The organism is Pseudomonas sp. Nvir, assembly GCF_963778085.1.
GTDB lineage: Bacteria > Pseudomonadota > Gammaproteobacteria > Pseudomonadales > Pseudomonadaceae > Aquipseudomonas > Aquipseudomonas juntendi.
Genome location: NZ_OY970405.1, coordinates 4,360,298 through 4,378,241, shown reverse-complemented (window position 1 = coordinate 4,378,241; position 17,944 = coordinate 4,360,298). Strand labels below are relative to the sequence as shown.

The following is a 17,944-nucleotide window of genomic DNA, read 5'->3' as shown; positions in this document are numbered from 1 at the left end:
TGGTCTGATGGTTAATTGAAGGTCCTGGTGAGCGGATCGAAAGCCACACTGTCTTGTTGGTGCAGCGGGCCGTGACCCTCGAGGAATATTTGGATCCGGTACTGGTCGCGGAGACGTATAGCAGCCTCAGCCTGGTCCAGTGTGAGGTCCAACTCTTCGATGAAAAAGTCGACGAGCTCCTCGTCAGTCGACACCTCGTTGTTGGACAGCTGGTCCTCAATGTTGGCGAGGGTTTGTTTGCTCAAGTGGCTGAACATGGCGTTCATGGTGGTGCTCCAGGTAGATAAATGGAGCCCCCGAGGAGGCCCCTCAGGGTGTGTGGTTCAGGTTGACTGCGGCAGTGGTCTGGCAGGGCGCTTTAAGGCGAAGCCCTGGTCCAGGTTTGAGTTTTGAAGTCCATGGTAAAACCGAGCTGGTCCAGCCGCGTGCACTGGGCGCGCAGCCGCTGCCGGTCTACGCTGGTGTCGAGCCTCACGGTTTCGCTCAATGGCCACACCGTGCCAAATAGCTCGGCATCGATGTCGTTCGTGCTCGGTGGCGCCGCCGGACTCATCCCGAAGGGCTCATCCGAGGCGAGGGCATCAGTTTGGGGCTGTGGCGTCGGCGTGTTTGGAATCCGACGTGACGGTATCGGTGTGGGTGGTGGCCCGTCCTCTTCAAGAGGGTCAGGGACGTTGGTTGGCAGATGTTCTTCGTCTTCGCGACTGAGACCTGTGACATCCTCCAGGGTCATGCCCTCGAGTTCAGCCCTGATCTCAACAACGAGTCGACCGCCGTGTGAGTAATACGATGGGCGAATCTGCTTGATCGCGAAGTCACCTCGGTATTTACCTTCCTGGTACTGATCCAGAAGAGCATCCTTGATGGTGAACTCACCGATCGAGGTACTGAGGCGGCCGACGTTGAATAGCCCGAGTCGGCCGGAGATGGTGCGGATGGCCAACTGGCCGGTGATTGAGATCATGTGCGCTCCCCGTAAAGCATGGGGAACTCCCAGCGGGCGTTCCCCGCGAGGGTGGAAGGTGGTCAGCAGTCGAACAGCGGCAGACCGTCGAGAACGTTGCTGTTGGGGTCGATGACCAGGAACCTCACTTCAGCCTGAGCGGCAAGAGTGAGCACCCGGATGGTCTCCTCGCTGAAGCCCTCGGCGGCTTGCAGAGCTTGAAGTGTCGACAGTTCGTACCCCCAGTACTGTCCCAGATGTTGGTCGGTCCAGGGCGTACTGAGAAGTTTGAAGCCGATGGCGTCACTGTCTGGCAGGGTGAAGCACTCGAACTGAAGCTGAGCTGTATCAGCAGTTTCAACGAGTACCTGCAGCTCCTCCCAGTCCTCCTCGGGCAAGTGTGCAGAGGCGATCTCGAACGCTTGGCTGCAGCAGGGATGAGGTACAGATTGTTCGCCGGTAGCGATGTTGAAGGGGTTGAGTGATTGTGCCATGTGGCGTGCTCCTGGTTGAGAGGAAGCCACCCCAGAGGGTGACCCCTCTGGGTGATTAACTGGCTGTGTCAGGCGGGGGCTGCAGTGGGCTGCAGCTGGATCTGGATGTAGGCAGGCTCGTTCTCGGGGGTGACGACTCGCAAAGCGAGGGCAACCCAGTCACGTTGGCGGCCAGTATGGCGCTTTGTGTACACGCCGAAGGTGAAAGCCTTGGCCAGAGGTTGCTGCTTGAGTTCTTGCCACGCCGTTTGTACGACGGTGGCGAGGCGTTGGCTCATTTCGGCTACCCGGTCAGGGTTTTCGAGATAGACCGCACGCATCCACGCAGCGTTGTCCAGGACAACCGGAAGGGTGAGGTATGCCTCGGACGAGGCGGAGGGTATGGACATCAGAGGTCTCCAGAATGAGCGAGGCCTCAGTCCGCGAGGGATGAGATCCCCGCGGGTAGGTAAAGTAGAAGGCACTCCATCACTGAGTGATGTGATCGCGCTGCCGAGTGCTAGGCGATCTTGGGTGGGTTGGCGCAATGCGCTGGAGCCTTAAACCCTGGCTCCGGGAGGCACTGTCAACGACAGTGAACCAATACGGAATTCGTTGTCCGGGCTGTAGGCAGAGGCCTCACAGTTGCCCGGTGACTGCTTTGAAAGTCCCCCCGAAGGGGTACCCTTCGGGGTGGAGGACTGGTGATACAGGGTGGGTCAGATCATGTCTTCGTAGATGTCTTCCCAGAGGTTGGAACTAGCTTCCTGTACAGCGCGGTAGTGCTCATCATCGAGCTGGAAGCCTTGCCGTTCTGCCTCACGTTTGAACAACTGGTCGTGAGGAAAGGTGAGAGCTGCATATTGATCGCGCAGCGTAGTGAGCAGGCTCATCTCGTACAGTTCGAAGTATTGGCCACAGCGATCCAGGGCGAGTTTCGAGCTTGCTTTGATCGAGTCCGCGAACCGCCGCTCAAGCACGTCTACACGGATGAAAGCCCCGGCAACTCGTTTCTCGAAGGGGTTGGTGATGAACATGACGCCATTGAAGACTTGGGTGGCTTGGGACATGGTGATGCTCCGATGAGGGGTCACCAGCCCGCTCGGGTGATGTACCCGAAAGGTTCAAGTGCTGGAGTTGGTGGTCTTACAGGTCGTTCGGGTCCATGAGGCCCTGGGTGACCCTGAGAATGCGTGTGTTGACCCGAAGATCCTTGGGAGTGACCTTGTCTCGGGCGTAGGCCATGTCAGCTAGGTGGTGGGTGCGGCCGCAGAGCTGCGAATAGACATCTACAAGGCGATATCTGTCATTCGACAGTTCGTCATCCGTTACCGACCAGGACGAGTCGAGGTGAGGAAGCAACGAGATGAAATCGGACCAGGACATGTACGTGTAGTCTTGAATACGCGCCCCGTGGTCATCGATCTCGCAGCCCAGAGAGGCGAACGAAGTCGAGTAGTACAACCTAGGTTTTTGATCCTGATCCCGTAGCTCCAGAATATCTGAGTGCGCGGTGCCGAAGTCAGGGAAGCACTGCTGAATATCTCCAGCAACAGTGATGTAGTAAGGCATGGCGAAGTCCTCGGTGAGGAAAACGCCTCCCGCAGGGGATTGGCGTCCCCTGCAGGGTAGGAAGCAAGTTGGTGTGATCAGTGGGTCAGCATGGTCGCAACTGAGCTGGCTTTGCGGTTGAGGGCATCGATAACGAAACCACTCAGCCCGATAAAAGCGCACGCACCGAAAACAATGTCGCCGAGGATGACGGCGGCGACCAGGATAAGAAGGTTCAACGCGAACAGAATTTTCATGACTGCCTCCTTGGCAGAAAGTGAAGGCGCTGAAATCAGCGCCTTGATAGGGGTTATGCAGCCTGGTTGGGCTCCTGAGGAAGATCATTACCGAGGTCAGGTTCGAGCTGTTCACCGAACTGGTCGGCGACTGGCTGTCCTTGATTCACGGGTTGCTCAGGTTGATCCTGATTCAACGCTTGATCCACACCAGGTTGTCCCTGATTGTCAGCGGGCGGGGTGGCGTTTTTCGGCTTCGCTTCGTACACCAGCTTGCCGTCAACTTTGATCCAGCCGATGAAGAGCAGGCGGCCTTTGAGGCTTGCGCCGGCCTGACCTTTCTTCTCGCCTTTATCATAGGTGAAAGCATCAGCCCAGATGTCGCCGATTCGGAAGGAGACGAGCACCTTCTTTTTGGCTTCAACGGCCTGTTGGCAGCGTTTAACCAGCGATTCTGCCTCGGCACCGACAACGTTGCAGTCGATGTAGGAGTACTCGGCTTTATCAGTTGCACCGTGCAATGCTGCAACGGTGACACAGGTGAAGGGTTTGCCCTTGCGAGGACTGACTTCACGGATACGGTTGAGGTAGCCGATGCCAGTGGTGTGCAGGTCGAAGAATTTGGCTTCGTTGGATTGGTTGGTCATGGTGATTCTCCAGTTTCAATAGTGAAAGCGGAGAAACACTTCGCCCATGGGGGAAAGTATTCCCCGCGTGGGTTGGGATGTAGCAAGTTGGGTAGGCTTCCATCAATCGAGAGATTGATCAATCGCGCTTCCGGAAGCTTGGCGATTTTGGGGCGATCAACACCGCAATGGGTGTAGCAGTCTTTCAGATCATGACTGCTCGGGCTTGGGTTACTGACGACGTCAGCAGCTCACGGTCACAAGGATGGAAACGGAGAAACACATTGTCAAGCCCTGAAAGAAAAAAACCCTCCAGATGGAGGGTTAAGAGGGGGAAATCGACGTTCAATGTGCCCGAAGAATCTTCTGGCACCGCCGTTTGATGTTAGGCCAATCAGCCCACACTGCCATGCCGATGCAGATGAAGAGCAGGGCGGTGAACATGAGGATACCGAATGTAGTGTGGCTCATATCATTCCTCCGGGGTGAGGTAGATGCCTGTGATCCAGATTACAACACCCACCACGAGGGCGAAAGCGGTAAGCAGTCGGCTAGTGCTGAGGAAGATACCCACAAGGGCGGCGGCGACGGCAGTCGTACCGATCTTGCGAAGGTCGTCTGCTACAGCTGCGCGTTTTTTTGATGCCATGGCGTTCCTTTGATCGCCAGGCCCTCACCTTGCCAGGTGGGGTGCCTGGCACTGGGTGAGGTGGGAGAAAGTTAGATCGCAACTGGAGTTATGAGATCGTCCAGCGGGCCCATACGCAGCTCTGGAGCTTTGGCTTTGCTCGGCTTGCGCTGGCGGGTGCGGCGCTTGGTCGGTGGTACCGCTTTGGTGTTGGCATCGAACCACTGGTTCAGGTCAACGCCGCGGCGTGCGAGGGTCGGAATGCGGCAGAGCTCATCCCAGTCGTTTCGGGTGGGCGTTATGCTCGTGAGATGAGCAACAGGCTGGGCCTGGGTTGGGATAGCTGGAGTTGTCCGTTTCATGGAGCGCACGAACTCACGGGTGAGGGTGCCGAGCGCGTAGCCAAAACGGAAGCTGGTCGATGGTACGGATACTGCGGTCATGATGGTTCTCCTGCGGTTTGGAATGCGGAGAAACACTGACCCCAGGGGGAGTGGTTTCCCCGTTGGGTTTACTGCGTGTGGAACACTGGGTTAATCGAGGGCGCCTTCAGTCGACCTCAAAGCAGCCACAAGGACAGGTCAGCCAAGTGAGACCGTGGGCGCAGATACCGTTGTCACGGTCTGCGGCTTCAATCTCGAGCAGCTCAGCCTCAGAAACATAGTCGTATGCATGCCTGGCAAAAGCGAACGCATACTGGACCTCAGCATTGAGGTTTTCTTCGTTGCCGAAGGTTTCTCGCATCCTTTTGCAAAAGTGCGAGCGAACTACTGCCTCATAAGTTGGATAGCGTTGAACCGCCTCGCCGTACAGCTTGCCGACGGAGTCTTCAATAGCTTCCGATGAGGCTGTGCCTTGGTAAACAGGCGCGCCTTCTTCAAGATCAAGTTCAGAATGTTGGGTCATGAGTGTTTCCTGCGTAGAGAATTGCAGAGAAACACTTTGCCCTGCAGGGAAGTGATTCCCCACTGGGTTTGCGGAAGGAGCTTCTATCGACGGATGTCGATCGGTCGTGCTACCAGAAGCTGAACGACCTTGGGGAGGATCACACGATTGACGTGCTGCAGCATTACGGATCCGAGCTGCATGGGGCATGTTGCTGACGACGTCAGCAGATCACGGCTTAATAATCGGAGTGGGGAGGGGTTGTGTCAAGCGGGAGGGGATGGGAAGGGCGAGAGGGGGAGGGAGAAGGCCGGCTGGATCAGACCTCGAAAGGTGACCCAGCCGTGAATTGAAAAAAAGTTGAAGGAGCCACCTGTGTCGGAATCGTCGATCCCTGGGCATTGATCGTCTCGATTCTCATCACCTGGCCATTCTCGTGGCTTTGGCCAGCAAACGTGAGGCACGCATCCGCGCACAAAAGGAGCCCGGCTTATCGCCGGCGGGCCACCGGCAGGGGGGAGAGTACCCATTGGGTAGCCTGATGGACCTTCGACAAGTCCATCAGGCTACCCAAAGGGAAGAAAAGAGGAGGGGCCACATTACCAATGTGGCCCTTGGATCAAAGAAGCACCGAACCTCTTGAAACTCTATGTGCCTTTGAACTCGATCATCACGAGTTAGACGGCTGCGCGACTAGAGAGAGCAGGGAGACACAGGGAGAGCTTTCAACCAGATCCGCACGCCCTTCCCGGAGCTATAGCGTGCTTACGGTTTGGCGTTGAGGCGAACCACAACACCTGGGCGCTACTGATGACCGTCAGTAGCCAGCGGGGTTGAACCATTGCTGATGGCATTATGTTGTCGGCACCGTACAGATGCAAGCCGATACGCCCTTGCAGCCTGAATTCTTTAGTTGAGCGCTACGACCGCGCCTTCGGGTACAAGCGGAGGAATAGTGACGTTCGTCACGCCAGCAACTGGCGAGTACAGCAGTCCGGAACGCTTGACCCCAACGGACATCGATTGGGTTCTTTCCACTAGGGCAGCAGGTAGCCCCGCTGGTACGGCACCGGTGAAGTAGGTGTAGCTCTGTCCCGCCGTCACATAGGCGGCCAAGCCCGATGGTTTGGAAAACCAGGAGGGAAGCGACAAGGCGGCATCTGCAGGCGTGCCAGTGTAGGATGGGTTCGCAGCGGCATACTGCGCTGCAGCTGATCGGTAAACGAGGAAGTTACGGCTGACCGAATCAACCGTGGCGTAGTCCGAGAGCTGGAGAGACTGTTCCTCCTGCAGGGAAACTATCCCCACGGCAATCAGAAGTATGGTTATGACGATCCAGTTGAAAGACATTGCCTGGCCTCCTGGAGTGCAGAGGGTGAAGTTCAGCCCTGTGGGGCTTTGTCAAGACCAATAGTTCCTGAGATCGCCCCAGCCGCATCATGAGCGTGTTAGAAATTCCAACGCAGCAACGTTTTCCACATGTTCTTGAGCGGCGACCGCCAATGCTTGCGCCAGTTGCGCTCCCACCAATCATCTTCATTTTTAACCACTTGCTCCAGGTCGCTCCCAGTTACGCAGGCAGCGTGCTGCCGGAACATCATCGGGAAAACGCAGTGCTGGCGGATAGTGTTTTTGAAAACGACGTCGACAGGTGTGCCGTCATATTGGGTGTTTGCCAGGATCTGGCAGCCTTCTCGCGAAAGCACGTAGGCATGCAGCGCTACGACGCGTCCACGAGCGATAAATGGAAACCACGTCAGCCATGTTCGGCCCATGGAGTAGCCCAGGTGTAGCGCCTCGAATCGGTGCCGACGCATGAACCGGTTGATCCATTGAATGCGTGAGGCTTTGAGTTCATAAGGCTTCACATCATCTTCAAACACAAGAATGCGCTCAAGTCCCTGATCCAGGGCAAGGCGAGCCAGCTGCTGATGAGACTCGTAACAACCTTGTTTGGGATCGTGATGTTTTTGAACGATGTGGAAGTTGACAGGGTTATCGATTACTTCGCCGATGCTTTCTCTGAAGAGCTGGCGGCGATCTTCGCGAGTGTCTAAAGAGATGCAATACACTGCATCTACATCAAAATGGATACTGCTCACTTCTCAATCCTTGTAAGTGCTGCTTGGAAGCTCGGTAAGGCGGTAAGCCATGATACCCGCTAGAGGGTGTGTCACAAAGCCATCATTGCTTATCGAGCAGTTGGAGCCGCCGGCACGGCGGCGCTGGGTCAGAACTGGCAGCAGAAAATGGTCGAGTAATCGTTGGAGCCGATGATGATTCCGGGCGTCGTGCTCGAGCGCCAACCCTGGCCGTAGGTGTCCCACCCGATCTTGGTGTAGCCCGCGGGGCAGGCGTATGTGGTCACGTCGTTCGCGGCGTACCCGGGGATGGTGTAAGCCGCGCACTTGGGGGCTGTACTGGATGCGGAGCGCCATACCCCTGATTGGCAGGAAAGGGTTTGGCCGGCAGCGTTTTTGGCGATCAGGCTGTTGTCGCTGCAGGCAGCACCCTCAGCAGCCTGGCCACCGATCGAGAGATACTCCCCCGTCGTAAGTCGCCCAGACGCGCTGATGCTGCCGTAGGACTGGACCTGACCGGCGACGACGGCACCACCCGTAGCGAGGCCTTTGTTGTTGTAGATGCGCACCCAGTCCGGATCCGACTGGTAGATGCCGCCGCCCCATTTTTCGTTGTACCAGCCAGTATCACCGCGCGATCTGAACCAGCCGCCCGTATAGGTCTCCCCTGTGATGTTGGCGGTTGCTGCAGTCACCGTATTTGTCGCCGTCACGTTCCGAGCATTGAGGTCCGCACTGGTTGTCACATTGCCAGACGCAGTGATGGCTGCTGCGTTGTTGATATTGTGCCCCCCGATGCTGAGGTCGGTGTTCATGCTGTTCAGCTCGGGGTGGCCCGGCACCGCGTTGCGATACAGGTAGTCGTTGGCGAGTTGGCCATCCATCAGGAACAGTGCGCTTGCGGTATGGCCGGCGCCGGGGTTGATGGCGTAGTTGCTCAGGGTCACTTGCCAGCCACCGCGTACGCCCTGAATCACATTGGTGTTGCTCGAAGAAATGAAGCCGCCCGGGCCGCCGAGGTTTTCTGCAATTGTTCGAATGCCCAGCTCCGATATGGCCTGGCCACCGGTGGTGAGGACGACAGCTTCCAACTGGTTGGCATTCGGCTTGCGAGCCAGCCCGACGATCGTCTGGCCAAACCCATTGGTGTCCGTGAACCCGGCCGGCAGGAAGTTCGTGTTGCGAAGCATCGGTACTGTGATCTGTACCGGATTCGTAGCGGTGGCGCTCGCCAGCACAGTACTGAAGTTGTCTTTGAGGTACTTGCTGACCGCGTCAGCGACCGCCTTCTGCTTGTCTGCAGCGATCCTGAAGTCCTGGGCGTCCATCTGCTTGATGATCCACACCGAGCCCAGGGTGATGAGCACAGAGAGCACGAGCAATGCCATGACGGCGTCCACGCCGAGCATCCCCGCCTGGTTGCGTTTATTGATCATTCCAGAGGCTCCTAGAGGACTGGTTGGCGATGTCTTGCTCGAGCATCTGCAGTTGGCCGGCACGGATCTTTTCGCGGATACCAGGTGCGTCGGTTCCAACCAGAGACAGGCATTGAAGTTTCAGCCGCTTGAAGCCAGATGCGTCAGGGATCAGGACCTGGTGGATGACGGCAATGAGTCCTTGAGCCAGCAGGTCTTTCGCATTCGGGATCAGTGGCTGTGCCAGCGAAGCCAAGCGCTCAATGCCTTTGGTGGCGCTGCCGGCATGCCCGGTGCAGATGATGAAATGACCATTGATCGAGGCCTGGACTACTTGGGCGGCTGTCGGTGTGTCGCGTACTTCGCCCACCATCAGGATCTCCGCGCGCGTTCTCAGCGCCCGGATCAACGCCTCCTCATATCCACCCTGGCGACGGGAGACTGGGATCTGGATACAGCGCCCAAGTCCATGCTCGCCATGCAGCAGAGGTTCGGGTGGATCCTCGACGGTCAGTCCCATTCCCCCAAGCTCCTCAAGCCTTGCCGCAACCATCGAGGCCGCACTTGAGGTCTTGCCGGAGCCCATCTCACCGCAGATGAATATCAACCCTCGTATGCCAGGGTCGAACAGGCTCCGATGGAGTTCATCAGGCAGCCCGAGATCGTCCAGCGGGAGAATCCGAACCACCGACCTGCTCAGTACGAAGAGCGATTGTGCGTGGAGATCCTGGAGCTGGGTAACCCGGTAAACGGCACCATCGAAAATCAGCGAGAACTCAGGTTCCTGCGTTTTGTTGAAGTGCTCTTGGCAGCGCTCGCGCAGTTGATCAATTTCGACTCCCCATTCCTGAGGGGCAGGAACACGAGTGGGCTGCCCAGGCAGCCCCTTCACGTCCGCGAAACCGTCGCCGAGGTAGAGGTCGACGAAGTTTGCTTCGGAGATGGCGCTCACACCAAGCTCCTTCAGTAGGTGGTCCAGGTCATGGTGTTGGCGTTGTTCGAGCAGCTGGTGGTTGCTGCAGTCGCTAGTACTTCACCCGTGGTCGCCGTGCCGCCATTGATTGCGGTAGTGGTCTGCTTGTCTTTGGCCACCTTGGTTGCCAAAGTGATACAGGCGCTTTTCGGAACGTTGGCTTCGGAGATAGTGAAGGTCATACCGTTGCTGACGACCGTCACGGCACCATTCCACTGGTTCACCAGGGTGGTGCCGGAAATCCCCATCGAGCCGGTGCCTTCGATGTTGATCAGGGACGTTACCAGGCTCTGCCCGGACGTCCCGTAGCCAGTGGAGCCTTTAAGCTTTTTGGTGTTTGCGATCAGGGTGCTGATGTTGCTCTGTTCGATCGCGACATCGGAGTTGCCGATCATTCTCCAGCTCATCCAGACGATGAAACCGATCGCAACCGCGATCAGCATCAGCCAGAAAACACCGTCAATCGACAGGAAGCCGGCTTGTGTACGTTTTGCACGAGTTACCATGCTTGTTACTCCTTGGTTACTGTTTAAAAGCTGGTTGAGTCCATTACGCTTCCGGCCATCTGGAAGATCCCGATGACCACGAGGATCATCAGGACGCCCATGCACACCGAGGACATGGCGATCAGGAATTTGGAAGTCGCATCAACGCGAAGAAGGGTTTGCTCTAGCCAGCGATTGGCAAAGCGCTCCATGGACTCCGCGAATCCCTTGCGGGTCGCCAGGACCTCCAGATAGTGGATGGCCATCGCATCGGGAAATTGGTGTCCGGCGAGCTTCAGCGCTTCGCCGAAGTTTTTGCCTGAGCTCACGCCGTAGTGAATCGCGTCGAGCCTTTCGCTGAGCCAAGGTGGAGCGCTCCTGTTGAGGATGGCTAAGGCATCCAGCTGGTTGATGCCGGTGCGCAACATCACCGACATGTTCAACAGGAAAATTGAGCCGTGCAGAACCTTGTACAGAGACCAAGGTGGGAACGACTCAACGCGAAGGCGCGCGACTTGCAGAACCCTGCTCACCTGTACCTGCCAGGTCGGGCTGTCAGGTTTGATCTTGAGCCCGCAAAATACGGGTAGCGTGGTTACAGCAATGGCGATCACCGCCAGCAGGCCGATCAGTATTGCCAAACCGTAATGGGTGACGAGGTTGGACAGGTGGTAAAGCAGCGCCGGAATACCTGTCCAGGATTCTGGGTCCGATCGCCTTGTCATTGAAGGGACCATCCATAGGGCGATCACATACAAGAGCGCCCACATCAGGCTCCAGGTCAGCGATGGAAGCGCAACTACTGATCGGACCAGCCGGCCAATGCGCTGGCGGATCTCGATGATCCGCACGCAATCACGAAACGCCTGCACCAGGTTCCCGGTTTCTTCTCCCGTCTCGATCAGTGACGCTTCATCGTAAGGAACGTGAGCCCTGCAGGAGTGCGCCAGGGACTTCCCCCCACGTACTGTCATTGCGATCTCGCCGCAGATTATCGATACCGGATGCAGCTCCTTGCCGTTGTTGCTGAAGGCTTTTTCAACCGTCTCCAGAGCAACCTCGATCGGGATCCCGTCCTCGAGCACGCCCATGAGGCTCTCGTAGAATTGGACGCGCTCCTTCTTCCCGAATTGCTTGGCATAGAAGGTCTCGACCCAACCTCGGGACGCCTCTTTCAAACCAGCTCGGAAGTCTTGGAGCGCATCAAACATGGGAGAGCTCGACTAACTGGCGGTCAAAATCGAGCGGACCAATAATGGTCTCTGCGTGCCGAGGATCGATACTTCCCATTTCGATCTTTGTAATGGCATGAGCGATCTTGGTAATGCCCCCCATCTCCTTAACCCAATGCCTACGCGCAGCGCTGGCACCTCTCTCTGAGAAGACACCCATGAACTGCATGTCGGTGAGCAACACCTCACCTACTACGGTTCGATCGACGACACCGAGATTTCTACAGCATGAGCAGCCTTCGCCGCGCAGATTGACCTGGTCGACGATCCTCAGTTTTTCAAGGCGAGAAAGTAGGCCGGGAGTGATCGTCCCGAGGTTCCTAGACAATGGAACGCGACATGAAGGGCAGAGAACTGGAAGCAGGGACTGGTTGATGATGCCGGTGGTGAGGGCAGGATCCGTCACCAGGTACTTGGGTACCCCCATGTCGATCAGGCGCTGAAGGGAAGCGACAGCGTTATTCGTGTGCAACGTCGACCAAACCTGGTGACCTGTCATCCCTCCGCTGTAAGCGGCCTGGGCCGACTCAACGTCCCGCAGTTCTCCGTACATCAAAATGTCAGGATCCAGGCGGACTGAGTTTTTGATGCCGTGATTCCAAGTCTCACCGCTACTCAATGGGGATTGATTGGCTTTTAGCGGATACTCGGGTGGATCCTCGAGAGTCAGAAGGTGCTTCGTACCCTGCGTCTCGTCGTGGAGTAAGTTCAGGTTCACCTGCAGCGATTTTGACTTTCCGGAGCCAGTCGGACCGGTGATCAAGTTCACCCCATACGGCAGACTCCGAAGGCGCGCGAACTGTTCGATTTGCGCCGGCAAGAAGCCCAAGTGTTCGAGCGTCATCTTTTTTTGATCGTCGTAAAGAAGCCGCATGACCATCAGCGGACCGTCCACGAGAGGGCGCGTAGCTACCCTGGCACCGAACAACCCAAGCTGTTGCACGAATTCCCGACCAACGCGCGCGTCTTGCGCGATCTGCGGTTGGTAGTGATCTTTGGTGACGTCACACATGCTGTTGTAGAGCGCTGAACACAGCTCCAGACCGACCAGGCTTGACTCCTGGCGTGCCTCCCAGAGCAGTCCATGTAGGCGGTAGAAGATCTTGGAAATGTCGTGGCCAACAACGATGTGTACGTCACTGGCCCCGCGTCGATGGGCATCACCCAGTATCTGCAGGGCATGGGCCTGACGGTCGGTATCGACTTGCGCGAGACCCACGCCGGCCTGGGCGGAGGTTTGGTAAAGCGCCTTGATGTCTGTCATCGAGCACGTCGAGATCGTGTAGTCGAACCCTGCGTGGTCGAGCTGATCCATGAAAGCCATCACCCAAGGATCAGTCTGGTGCTGGGTCGACACATGAAGTGTGCCGTCTTCGGTTAGCGCGCAGTAAAGACGCAACTCGGGCTTTACCTCGAATCTGCCCCCTGGGGCCGTCAAGACGGTACAGGCAGGGGAGAACAGAGCTGCTGTGCCGGCATCTGCCGACAGACTATCGGCAGGGTTTGGAGCTGTAAGGACGGTCACTGGGCGCTACCTCAGGGCTTGGTTTGGAACATGCCGGGCAAGGCGTTGGCTGGCTGGGTGAGCGCAGGGGGCTGGATGGCTACCGATGGGGCCTGGTCAGAAAACCCCAACGGGAATCGCTTGCCCTTACGCTCGAGCGTTACGCCGTCCAGGGTGATCTGAGCAACGCGGTAGCCACCAGGCAGCTCGCGGCCAATCAGGGCATCAACCTCGATACCGCTGCTGTAGAGCAGGGTCGCCTGCATCCTGCGAGCTGAACCCGTGACGGCCTTGACCACTGGGAGGTCTGACTTGGCGGCTGCTTTGCTTTCAGAGGGCAGGTACTGCATAGGCTGAGGCGCAGGGAAGGGATTACTCATCCCAGTGCTTACCGGTTGGACCGATGGCGTGGGTTCGCCCTTCATTTCTCGCTCGGCCTTGGCTCGTTCGGCCTTGGCCTTCAACAGAATCGTCTCGCTCTGTACCTTCCCCAGTTCGCCAATGCTGATGCCAGACAATTCCGAAGGGGTCGCAAAGGCATTCGTAGCGAACGCCGCGACGATCAAGAGGCCCACGGCGTTATTTCGCATACAGATCACCTGTCACAGTCCACATCAAATGGTTGGCCTGATACTCAGCCTTGATTTCGCGCAGCCTCAGCCCCTGGACGGGTGCGTCCGTGAGCGAGTCGTGCGGTAGCACACCCGTGCTGTACTTCAATTCAAACTGCCTCCACTCAGGGGGCGGAGGCGGTGGAGGAGCGGGTTGTCCTGGCAGGGCGGGCTCTTGGGGAACAGCAACAGGCACTTCAGTGAGCGTCGGTTCTTGAGAAAAACGATGAAGCGACGACGTCAAATTGGCAGTTGCTTCGGCTACGTTCAGCAGTGGCTCGTCACCTGCTGCAGGCAGAGATATCGCGTAAGGCAGCGTCGCGGAATTACCCTGGTTGAAGAATGCAGGGGGACCCGAAAAGACGCCGTTCGTGGCGGATATGAGGTCAGCTGCCGTGCTGTTGCCTGTGCGGTTGTAGGTGGTCAGAACCTGGGAGCCGTCGCACACAGCGTCGGCATAAAGCCAGCCATCGATGCTGGGGGGCAGCCAGTAAATGACCTTGCTGCAACCGTCCACAAAGTCTCCGACTGAGGGACGTTTTGCCCAAGGGTGCTCCAAGGCTTGTGCAGGCTGAGTGCTGCCACTCTCCCGCTCCAGCCTGGCGAGTTCTTCGAGCCGCTTCTGCTCGGCCGCCAAGCGTTTCTCCAGCTCAACCTGGTCCTGGTAGGCGCTCCACTGCGACCAACCGATCAGCCCTGCTGTAACAACGATGCCTGCGATTGCTAGCTGGGACAGCTCTGCTCTGGATAGCCCGAACACCAATGGGCGTAGTCGATACTCGCGCTTGAGCTTCGACGGCTGGAGCAGCTCATCGACATCGAGTGGTTTGCCCCCCATGTCGAATTCGGTGGGCAAATACCACTCTTCAAACTCAATCCCGCGGCTGCGCTGTTGCGCCACTCGCCGGCGGATTTCGACTTCCGAGCCAATGACGTCACAGCCAGGGATGATGCCGCCCTTGTAAACAGCGACAAGCGCGTATCGATCCTCGTCCGGGCTCACTCGCCACGCGGCGATCCAGGACTCACCGAGCTGGCCTGCCAGGGTCGAGGCCAGGGAGTACATCCCTTTGGTCACACCATCGGTACGAGCAACGAAGCCGGCCTGGATAATTCGCGGGTTACGTCGAATCGTGACGATATCGAGCTTGTTCTCCTTACCGAACTGGCGAGCTTCCTTCATGTGGCCAGTCACGCTGCCCAGCGGGTGCCATCGCAATCCGGTGACGAACGCTCGGCCTCGGTGGTGCAGAATCTGCACCCGAGAGATGCGTGGCGACTGAGTTTCAGTGCTCATTGTCGGCATCTCAAAGAACCTGGCAGACGCTGAGTGGCGGCCTGCAGTGGGTGCGGGAGGCAGGAGCGGTTCCGTTCAAGCTGAACTGATGGCTGCTGAGGGGGTAAGGAATGCTCCAGCTGCTGGACAGGCTGTCGGGTAGAACGATCGGCGTTACCAGAACGACCAGGGAACTGTGGGTGGTAGCGCGCTTGCGACCGCCGCCCAGGCCAAAGAAGCTTGCACTCCCTACACCACTCTTGTCGGCGTTTTCACTGTTCTCATCGAACCCGGTCAGGACGAGTGTTTCACCGCTCCGCAGGCGTACCTTGGGGGCAACGTTCTTGGTGTCATAGTCTGTGGTCTGGATCTTCGATTCATTGCTTTCGAAGTCCTTGAAGGTGGGCTTGCTGCTGATGCTCAGCGTGATCATCAGCAGCATGTTTTCTTTGTCCAGGAGCTTCGGCAGCAGCATCATGTTGAAGCCACTGGTGATGGTTGCCGGCGTCAGGGCAGTGCTTGAACCTACCGAGGCAGTGGTGGTGGTCGAGCTCGAGGCGACGTAGCTCTGAACGTTACCGATCTGGATGGGCGCGGGTTGCAAGTTGAGTGTAGTGACCGAAGGCGAGCGGACCTCCGACACCCGGCCTTGCTCCGACAGAGCTTGGAGGACGGCTTTCGAGCCAGCCCACGGCGAGCTGGACGTGTCCAGAATGCTACCGGTTGCAGAGATTGCCTCTGAGCTAATGCCGGCAACGGTGTTGCTGAGTCCAAAGCCCCATTTGCCTGATATCGACTTGTAGACGGCGCTCCAGTTGATGGCTGTCTGATCGCTGTCGGTAAAGTTCACCTCATAGACCTTGACGTTGAAAAGTACCTGCCGCGTGATACTGCGATTGGTGTCCTTGAGGTAGGCCGCGATACGGTTCAGTACGTCAGGGCGATCGCTGACGGTGAGCGAACCGGTGGAGCGGGAAAGCGACAGGCGCCCGGGCGGTTGTACGCTTAGCATTGCCCGCACATCGTTCTCGATGTCGGTCATCAACGATGTCTTATAGGTCGACTTGGTGCTCTGGTTGCTCCCAGACTCCCCTGTGGCGCCCGAAGAGCTGGACGAGCCGGTATCTCCGCTGCCTGTCGAGGTCAGCAGGCCGGACTTCACCGTACTCTCGATTTCCAGGACATCGCCGAAGGTCCACACATCGAAGGTGCGCGTGTCAAAGTAGGTGATCCGCACGCCTCGTAGTTCCTGGTCAAAGTGCCAGGACAGGCCGAGCTGAGAGGTCGCCTGGTTGAGCAGACCGGATACTTTCCCTGAGTACTTGAGGCCCGAAATCAAGCTGCTGGAGCCAATGCCGAGGTCGAAGGTGCTCGTATCACCATAGCCACCCATCACTGAGCTTGGCAGGAGGCCGGCCAAGCTATCGGGGTTTGCTACAGGAGGCTTTGGCTGGGCCGTTTTGTCCGACTTCCCAGACGACAGAATTGCCGGGTTGATTGCATCAGGTGCCACGATTACCGGCAGGCCTGTTTCCTTGGTGATGTACTGGGCCAGCTGCGAAATCGAGACAGCCCCTGCCGGGCGATACGCGATGTCGGCATCGAGCGCGAAGGGCAGCCCACGCTTGCTCACCAGCGGCTGCGTCGACACCCACGGCTTGTTGCTAAACACCACGGTTTCACGCGCCTGTTGAGGCTGCTGATTCTGGAGGTACTTGCTGTATTGCCCTGCAGTTCGCCCTTCATACTCCGAGCGGTCAAATGACTCGTTCACGCGCTGCAGCGCGCAGCTGGTCAACATTGCCATGGCGATCGGCGTCAGGGCCCAGCGTGCCCAAGCGGACTTGGTCATTTCTTTTTCCTCTCAGCTACGTGCAGGACGCTCTGCGCCCCCTCGCTGCCGTCGACCACGAAGGGGCGAGGGGCGTTGTCGTAAAGTGGGAACAGCTGCTTGATGGCTTCCTGGAAAGACCCTTCGAAACGCAGCGGGGCCTCAATGGGGTAGTTGAGGTCCTCCTGTGCCCAGATCACTCGCCAGTTGGCTTTTTTGGCCCATTCCTCAACGGTCTCGCGCAACGTTGATCCAACTGCGGCCGTCCATACCTGTGGCAGCGGCCGGGGAGCGGGTTTGACCTCGATGGGCGGGGCGCCGACTGCGGTACTAGAGACCGCAACCGCTGGCTTGGAAGCTGCCTGTTTGTTCGGCACTGTCGGTGCTGGGAACGCAGGCGTCGAAGGTTTAGCCGCGGCGGTTACGGTCGCAGCCGGGATAGAGCCATCCTTGGCGGGTGCCACTGGGGGGAGCGCGGGAGCCACTGGCGCTGGGGATGCGACAGCGGGCGTAGTGGTGGAGATGGGAGGGGGACTAGGCACTGCGGCGACGACTACGCCCGGCGTCGAGCCCGGTGTGGCGGAGCTGGTTTCAGGAGTCCGCGCTTTGTCGGCGTAGAGCTCGCCTGCCGGCGTCGACGGGGTTGGCAATTGGTAACCGGGGCGAAGCACGAAGCACACCTGACGGTTCACTTCATCGATCTTCACCTGCCAGGCTGGGCCGGCGAGGACCTGGAGGGTATTACGCAGCGTCATCGGGCCAAGTTTGTACTGGGCTGCCGGCAGAGGTCGGGTGTACAGGATGTTGACGTGCTGCGAACTGGGCGGGCAGAGGGCGTACCCTGACCGGTCGACCACGTAGAGCATGGCATCCCTAACGCTTGGGTTCATGCTGGACGGGATGGTTACGTCGATGATCTGTGCCATCAGGTCGCGCTGGCTCGCATCGGGTTGGGTGCTCACCAAGGTGTAGCGGCCATACCGAACGACCGGTTCCTTCTCCGGACTTGCACCGTTCGGGTAGATGTCCGGAGACAGCCATTCGGGATTACGGCTGCTATCGAACGCCGGCTTCGGCGGCTGCTCAGCCTTCTGAATCGCACAACCAGCAACGAGTGCGGCGAGCGAGAGAGTGGTCAACTGCCTGATCATGAGGCCCCCTGTAGTCATTGAGGGCACGGTGACAGCCAGCAGA

General features: G+C 58.1%; 22 protein-coding genes. All 22 read right to left on the bottom strand.

The window, feature by feature from the left end; translation table 11 throughout:
* Positions 1-11: 11 nt before the first annotated feature.
* The 22 genes from AACG97_RS21110 to pilL2 all read right to left on the bottom strand — a co-directional run bounded on the left by AACG97_RS21110 (position 12) and on the right by pilL2 (position 17,901).
* Positions 12-266: a hypothetical protein gene (locus AACG97_RS21110; RefSeq protein WP_023660733.1), complete on the bottom strand. Its 255-nt coding sequence runs from the start codon at positions 264-266 to the stop codon at positions 12-14.
* A gap of 92 nt (positions 267-358) precedes the next feature.
* Complete coding sequence (locus tag AACG97_RS21105) at positions 359-964, bottom strand: DUF3275 family protein (RefSeq protein ID WP_103463316.1); 606 nt, start codon at positions 962-964, stop codon at positions 359-361.
* A 62-nt stretch (positions 965-1,026) separates the two neighbouring features.
* The gene (locus AACG97_RS21100) at positions 1,027-1,437 is read right to left on the bottom strand and encodes a DUF5983 family protein (RefSeq protein WP_103463315.1); all 411 of its coding nucleotides are present in this window, start codon (positions 1,435-1,437) and stop codon (positions 1,027-1,029) included.
* A gap of 68 nt (positions 1,438-1,505) precedes the next feature.
* Positions 1,506-1,826, bottom strand: a complete 321-nt coding sequence (locus tag AACG97_RS21095) for a hypothetical protein (RefSeq protein WP_103463314.1) — start codon at positions 1,824-1,826, stop codon at positions 1,506-1,508.
* 309 nt (positions 1,827-2,135) lie between these two features.
* Positions 2,136-2,486: a hypothetical protein gene (locus AACG97_RS21090; protein ID WP_103463313.1), complete on the bottom strand. Its 351-nt coding sequence runs from the start codon at positions 2,484-2,486 to the stop codon at positions 2,136-2,138.
* Positions 2,487-2,562: 76 nt separating this feature from the next.
* Positions 2,563-2,988 carry a hypothetical protein gene (locus AACG97_RS21085; protein ID WP_103463312.1) on the bottom strand — a complete coding sequence of 142 codons (426 nt, stop codon included), beginning with the start codon at positions 2,986-2,988 and terminating at the stop codon, positions 2,563-2,565.
* Positions 2,989-3,065: 77 nt separating this feature from the next.
* Positions 3,066-3,224 (bottom strand): hypothetical protein, encoded by a 159-nt coding sequence (locus AACG97_RS21080; RefSeq protein ID WP_181005342.1) that lies wholly within the window; start codon positions 3,222-3,224, stop codon positions 3,066-3,068.
* A 53-nt stretch (positions 3,225-3,277) separates the two neighbouring features.
* Positions 3,278-3,850, bottom strand: coding sequence for an STY4534 family ICE replication protein (locus AACG97_RS21075; RefSeq protein ID WP_103463311.1), 573 nt, complete (start codon positions 3,848-3,850; stop codon positions 3,278-3,280).
* 451 nt (positions 3,851-4,301) lie between these two features.
* Positions 4,302-4,478 carry a hypothetical protein gene (locus tag AACG97_RS21070; protein WP_009399113.1) on the bottom strand — a complete coding sequence of 59 codons (177 nt, stop codon included), beginning with the start codon at positions 4,476-4,478 and terminating at the stop codon, positions 4,302-4,304.
* Between the two features lie 71 nt (positions 4,479-4,549).
* Positions 4,550-4,900 carry a hypothetical protein gene (locus AACG97_RS21065; RefSeq protein ID WP_181005341.1) on the bottom strand — a complete coding sequence of 117 codons (351 nt, stop codon included), beginning with the start codon at positions 4,898-4,900 and terminating at the stop codon, positions 4,550-4,552.
* Between the two features lie 106 nt (positions 4,901-5,006).
* On the bottom strand, positions 5,007-5,363 hold the full coding sequence (locus AACG97_RS21060) for a hypothetical protein (protein WP_103463310.1): 357 nt from the start codon (positions 5,361-5,363) through the stop codon (positions 5,007-5,009).
* Between the two features lie 888 nt (positions 5,364-6,251).
* Positions 6,252-6,692, bottom strand: coding sequence for a type IV pilus biogenesis protein PilM (pilM, locus tag AACG97_RS21055; RefSeq protein ID WP_023660721.1), 441 nt, complete (start codon positions 6,690-6,692; stop codon positions 6,252-6,254).
* 98 nt (positions 6,693-6,790) lie between these two features.
* On the bottom strand, positions 6,791-7,444 hold the full coding sequence (locus AACG97_RS21050) for a hypothetical protein (protein ID WP_023660720.1): 654 nt from the start codon (positions 7,442-7,444) through the stop codon (positions 6,791-6,793).
* Positions 7,445-7,572: 128 nt separating this feature from the next.
* On the bottom strand, positions 7,573-8,859 hold the full coding sequence (gene pilV, locus AACG97_RS21045) for a shufflon system plasmid conjugative transfer pilus tip adhesin PilV (protein WP_055985445.1): 1,287 nt from the start codon (positions 8,857-8,859) through the stop codon (positions 7,573-7,575).
* Complete coding sequence (locus tag AACG97_RS21040; RefSeq protein WP_023660718.1) at positions 8,849-9,790, bottom strand: ATPase, T2SS/T4P/T4SS family; 942 nt, start codon at positions 9,788-9,790, stop codon at positions 8,849-8,851. Before AACG97_RS21040 ends, pilV begins: the two co-directional genes overlap by 11 nt.
* Positions 9,791-9,801: 11 nt before the next feature.
* Entirely contained in the window at positions 9,802-10,317 is a 516-nt protein-coding gene (locus AACG97_RS21035; protein ID WP_023660717.1) for a type 4 pilus major pilin, read from the bottom strand.
* A gap of 23 nt (positions 10,318-10,340) precedes the next feature.
* Positions 10,341-11,507, bottom strand: coding sequence for a type II secretion system F family protein (locus AACG97_RS21030; RefSeq protein ID WP_023660716.1), 1,167 nt, complete (start codon positions 11,505-11,507; stop codon positions 10,341-10,343).
* Positions 11,500-13,017: a GspE/PulE family protein gene (locus AACG97_RS21025; RefSeq protein WP_371264250.1), complete on the bottom strand. Its 1,518-nt coding sequence runs from the start codon at positions 13,015-13,017 to the stop codon at positions 11,500-11,502. Before AACG97_RS21025 ends, AACG97_RS21030 begins: the two co-directional genes overlap by 8 nt.
* Before the next feature lie 47 nt (positions 13,018-13,064).
* Positions 13,065-13,607, bottom strand: coding sequence for a type IV pilus biogenesis protein PilP (gene pilP, locus AACG97_RS21020; protein WP_232895061.1), 543 nt, complete (start codon positions 13,605-13,607; stop codon positions 13,065-13,067).
* Positions 13,608-13,611: 4 nt separating this feature from the next.
* Entirely contained in the window at positions 13,612-14,940 is a 1,329-nt protein-coding gene (gene pilO2 / locus AACG97_RS21015; RefSeq protein ID WP_031324269.1) for a type 4b pilus protein PilO2, read from the bottom strand.
* A gap of 10 nt (positions 14,941-14,950) precedes the next feature.
* Positions 14,951-16,771, bottom strand: coding sequence for a PilN family type IVB pilus formation outer membrane protein (pilN, locus tag AACG97_RS21010; RefSeq protein ID WP_023660712.1), 1,821 nt, complete (start codon positions 16,769-16,771; stop codon positions 14,951-14,953).
* Positions 16,768-17,901, bottom strand: a complete 1,134-nt coding sequence (pilL2, locus tag AACG97_RS21005; RefSeq protein WP_031324267.1) for a PFGI-1 class ICE element type IV pilus protein PilL2 — start codon at positions 17,899-17,901, stop codon at positions 16,768-16,770. Before pilL2 ends, pilN begins: the two co-directional genes overlap by 4 nt.
* Between the last annotated feature and the right edge of the window lie 43 nt (positions 17,902-17,944).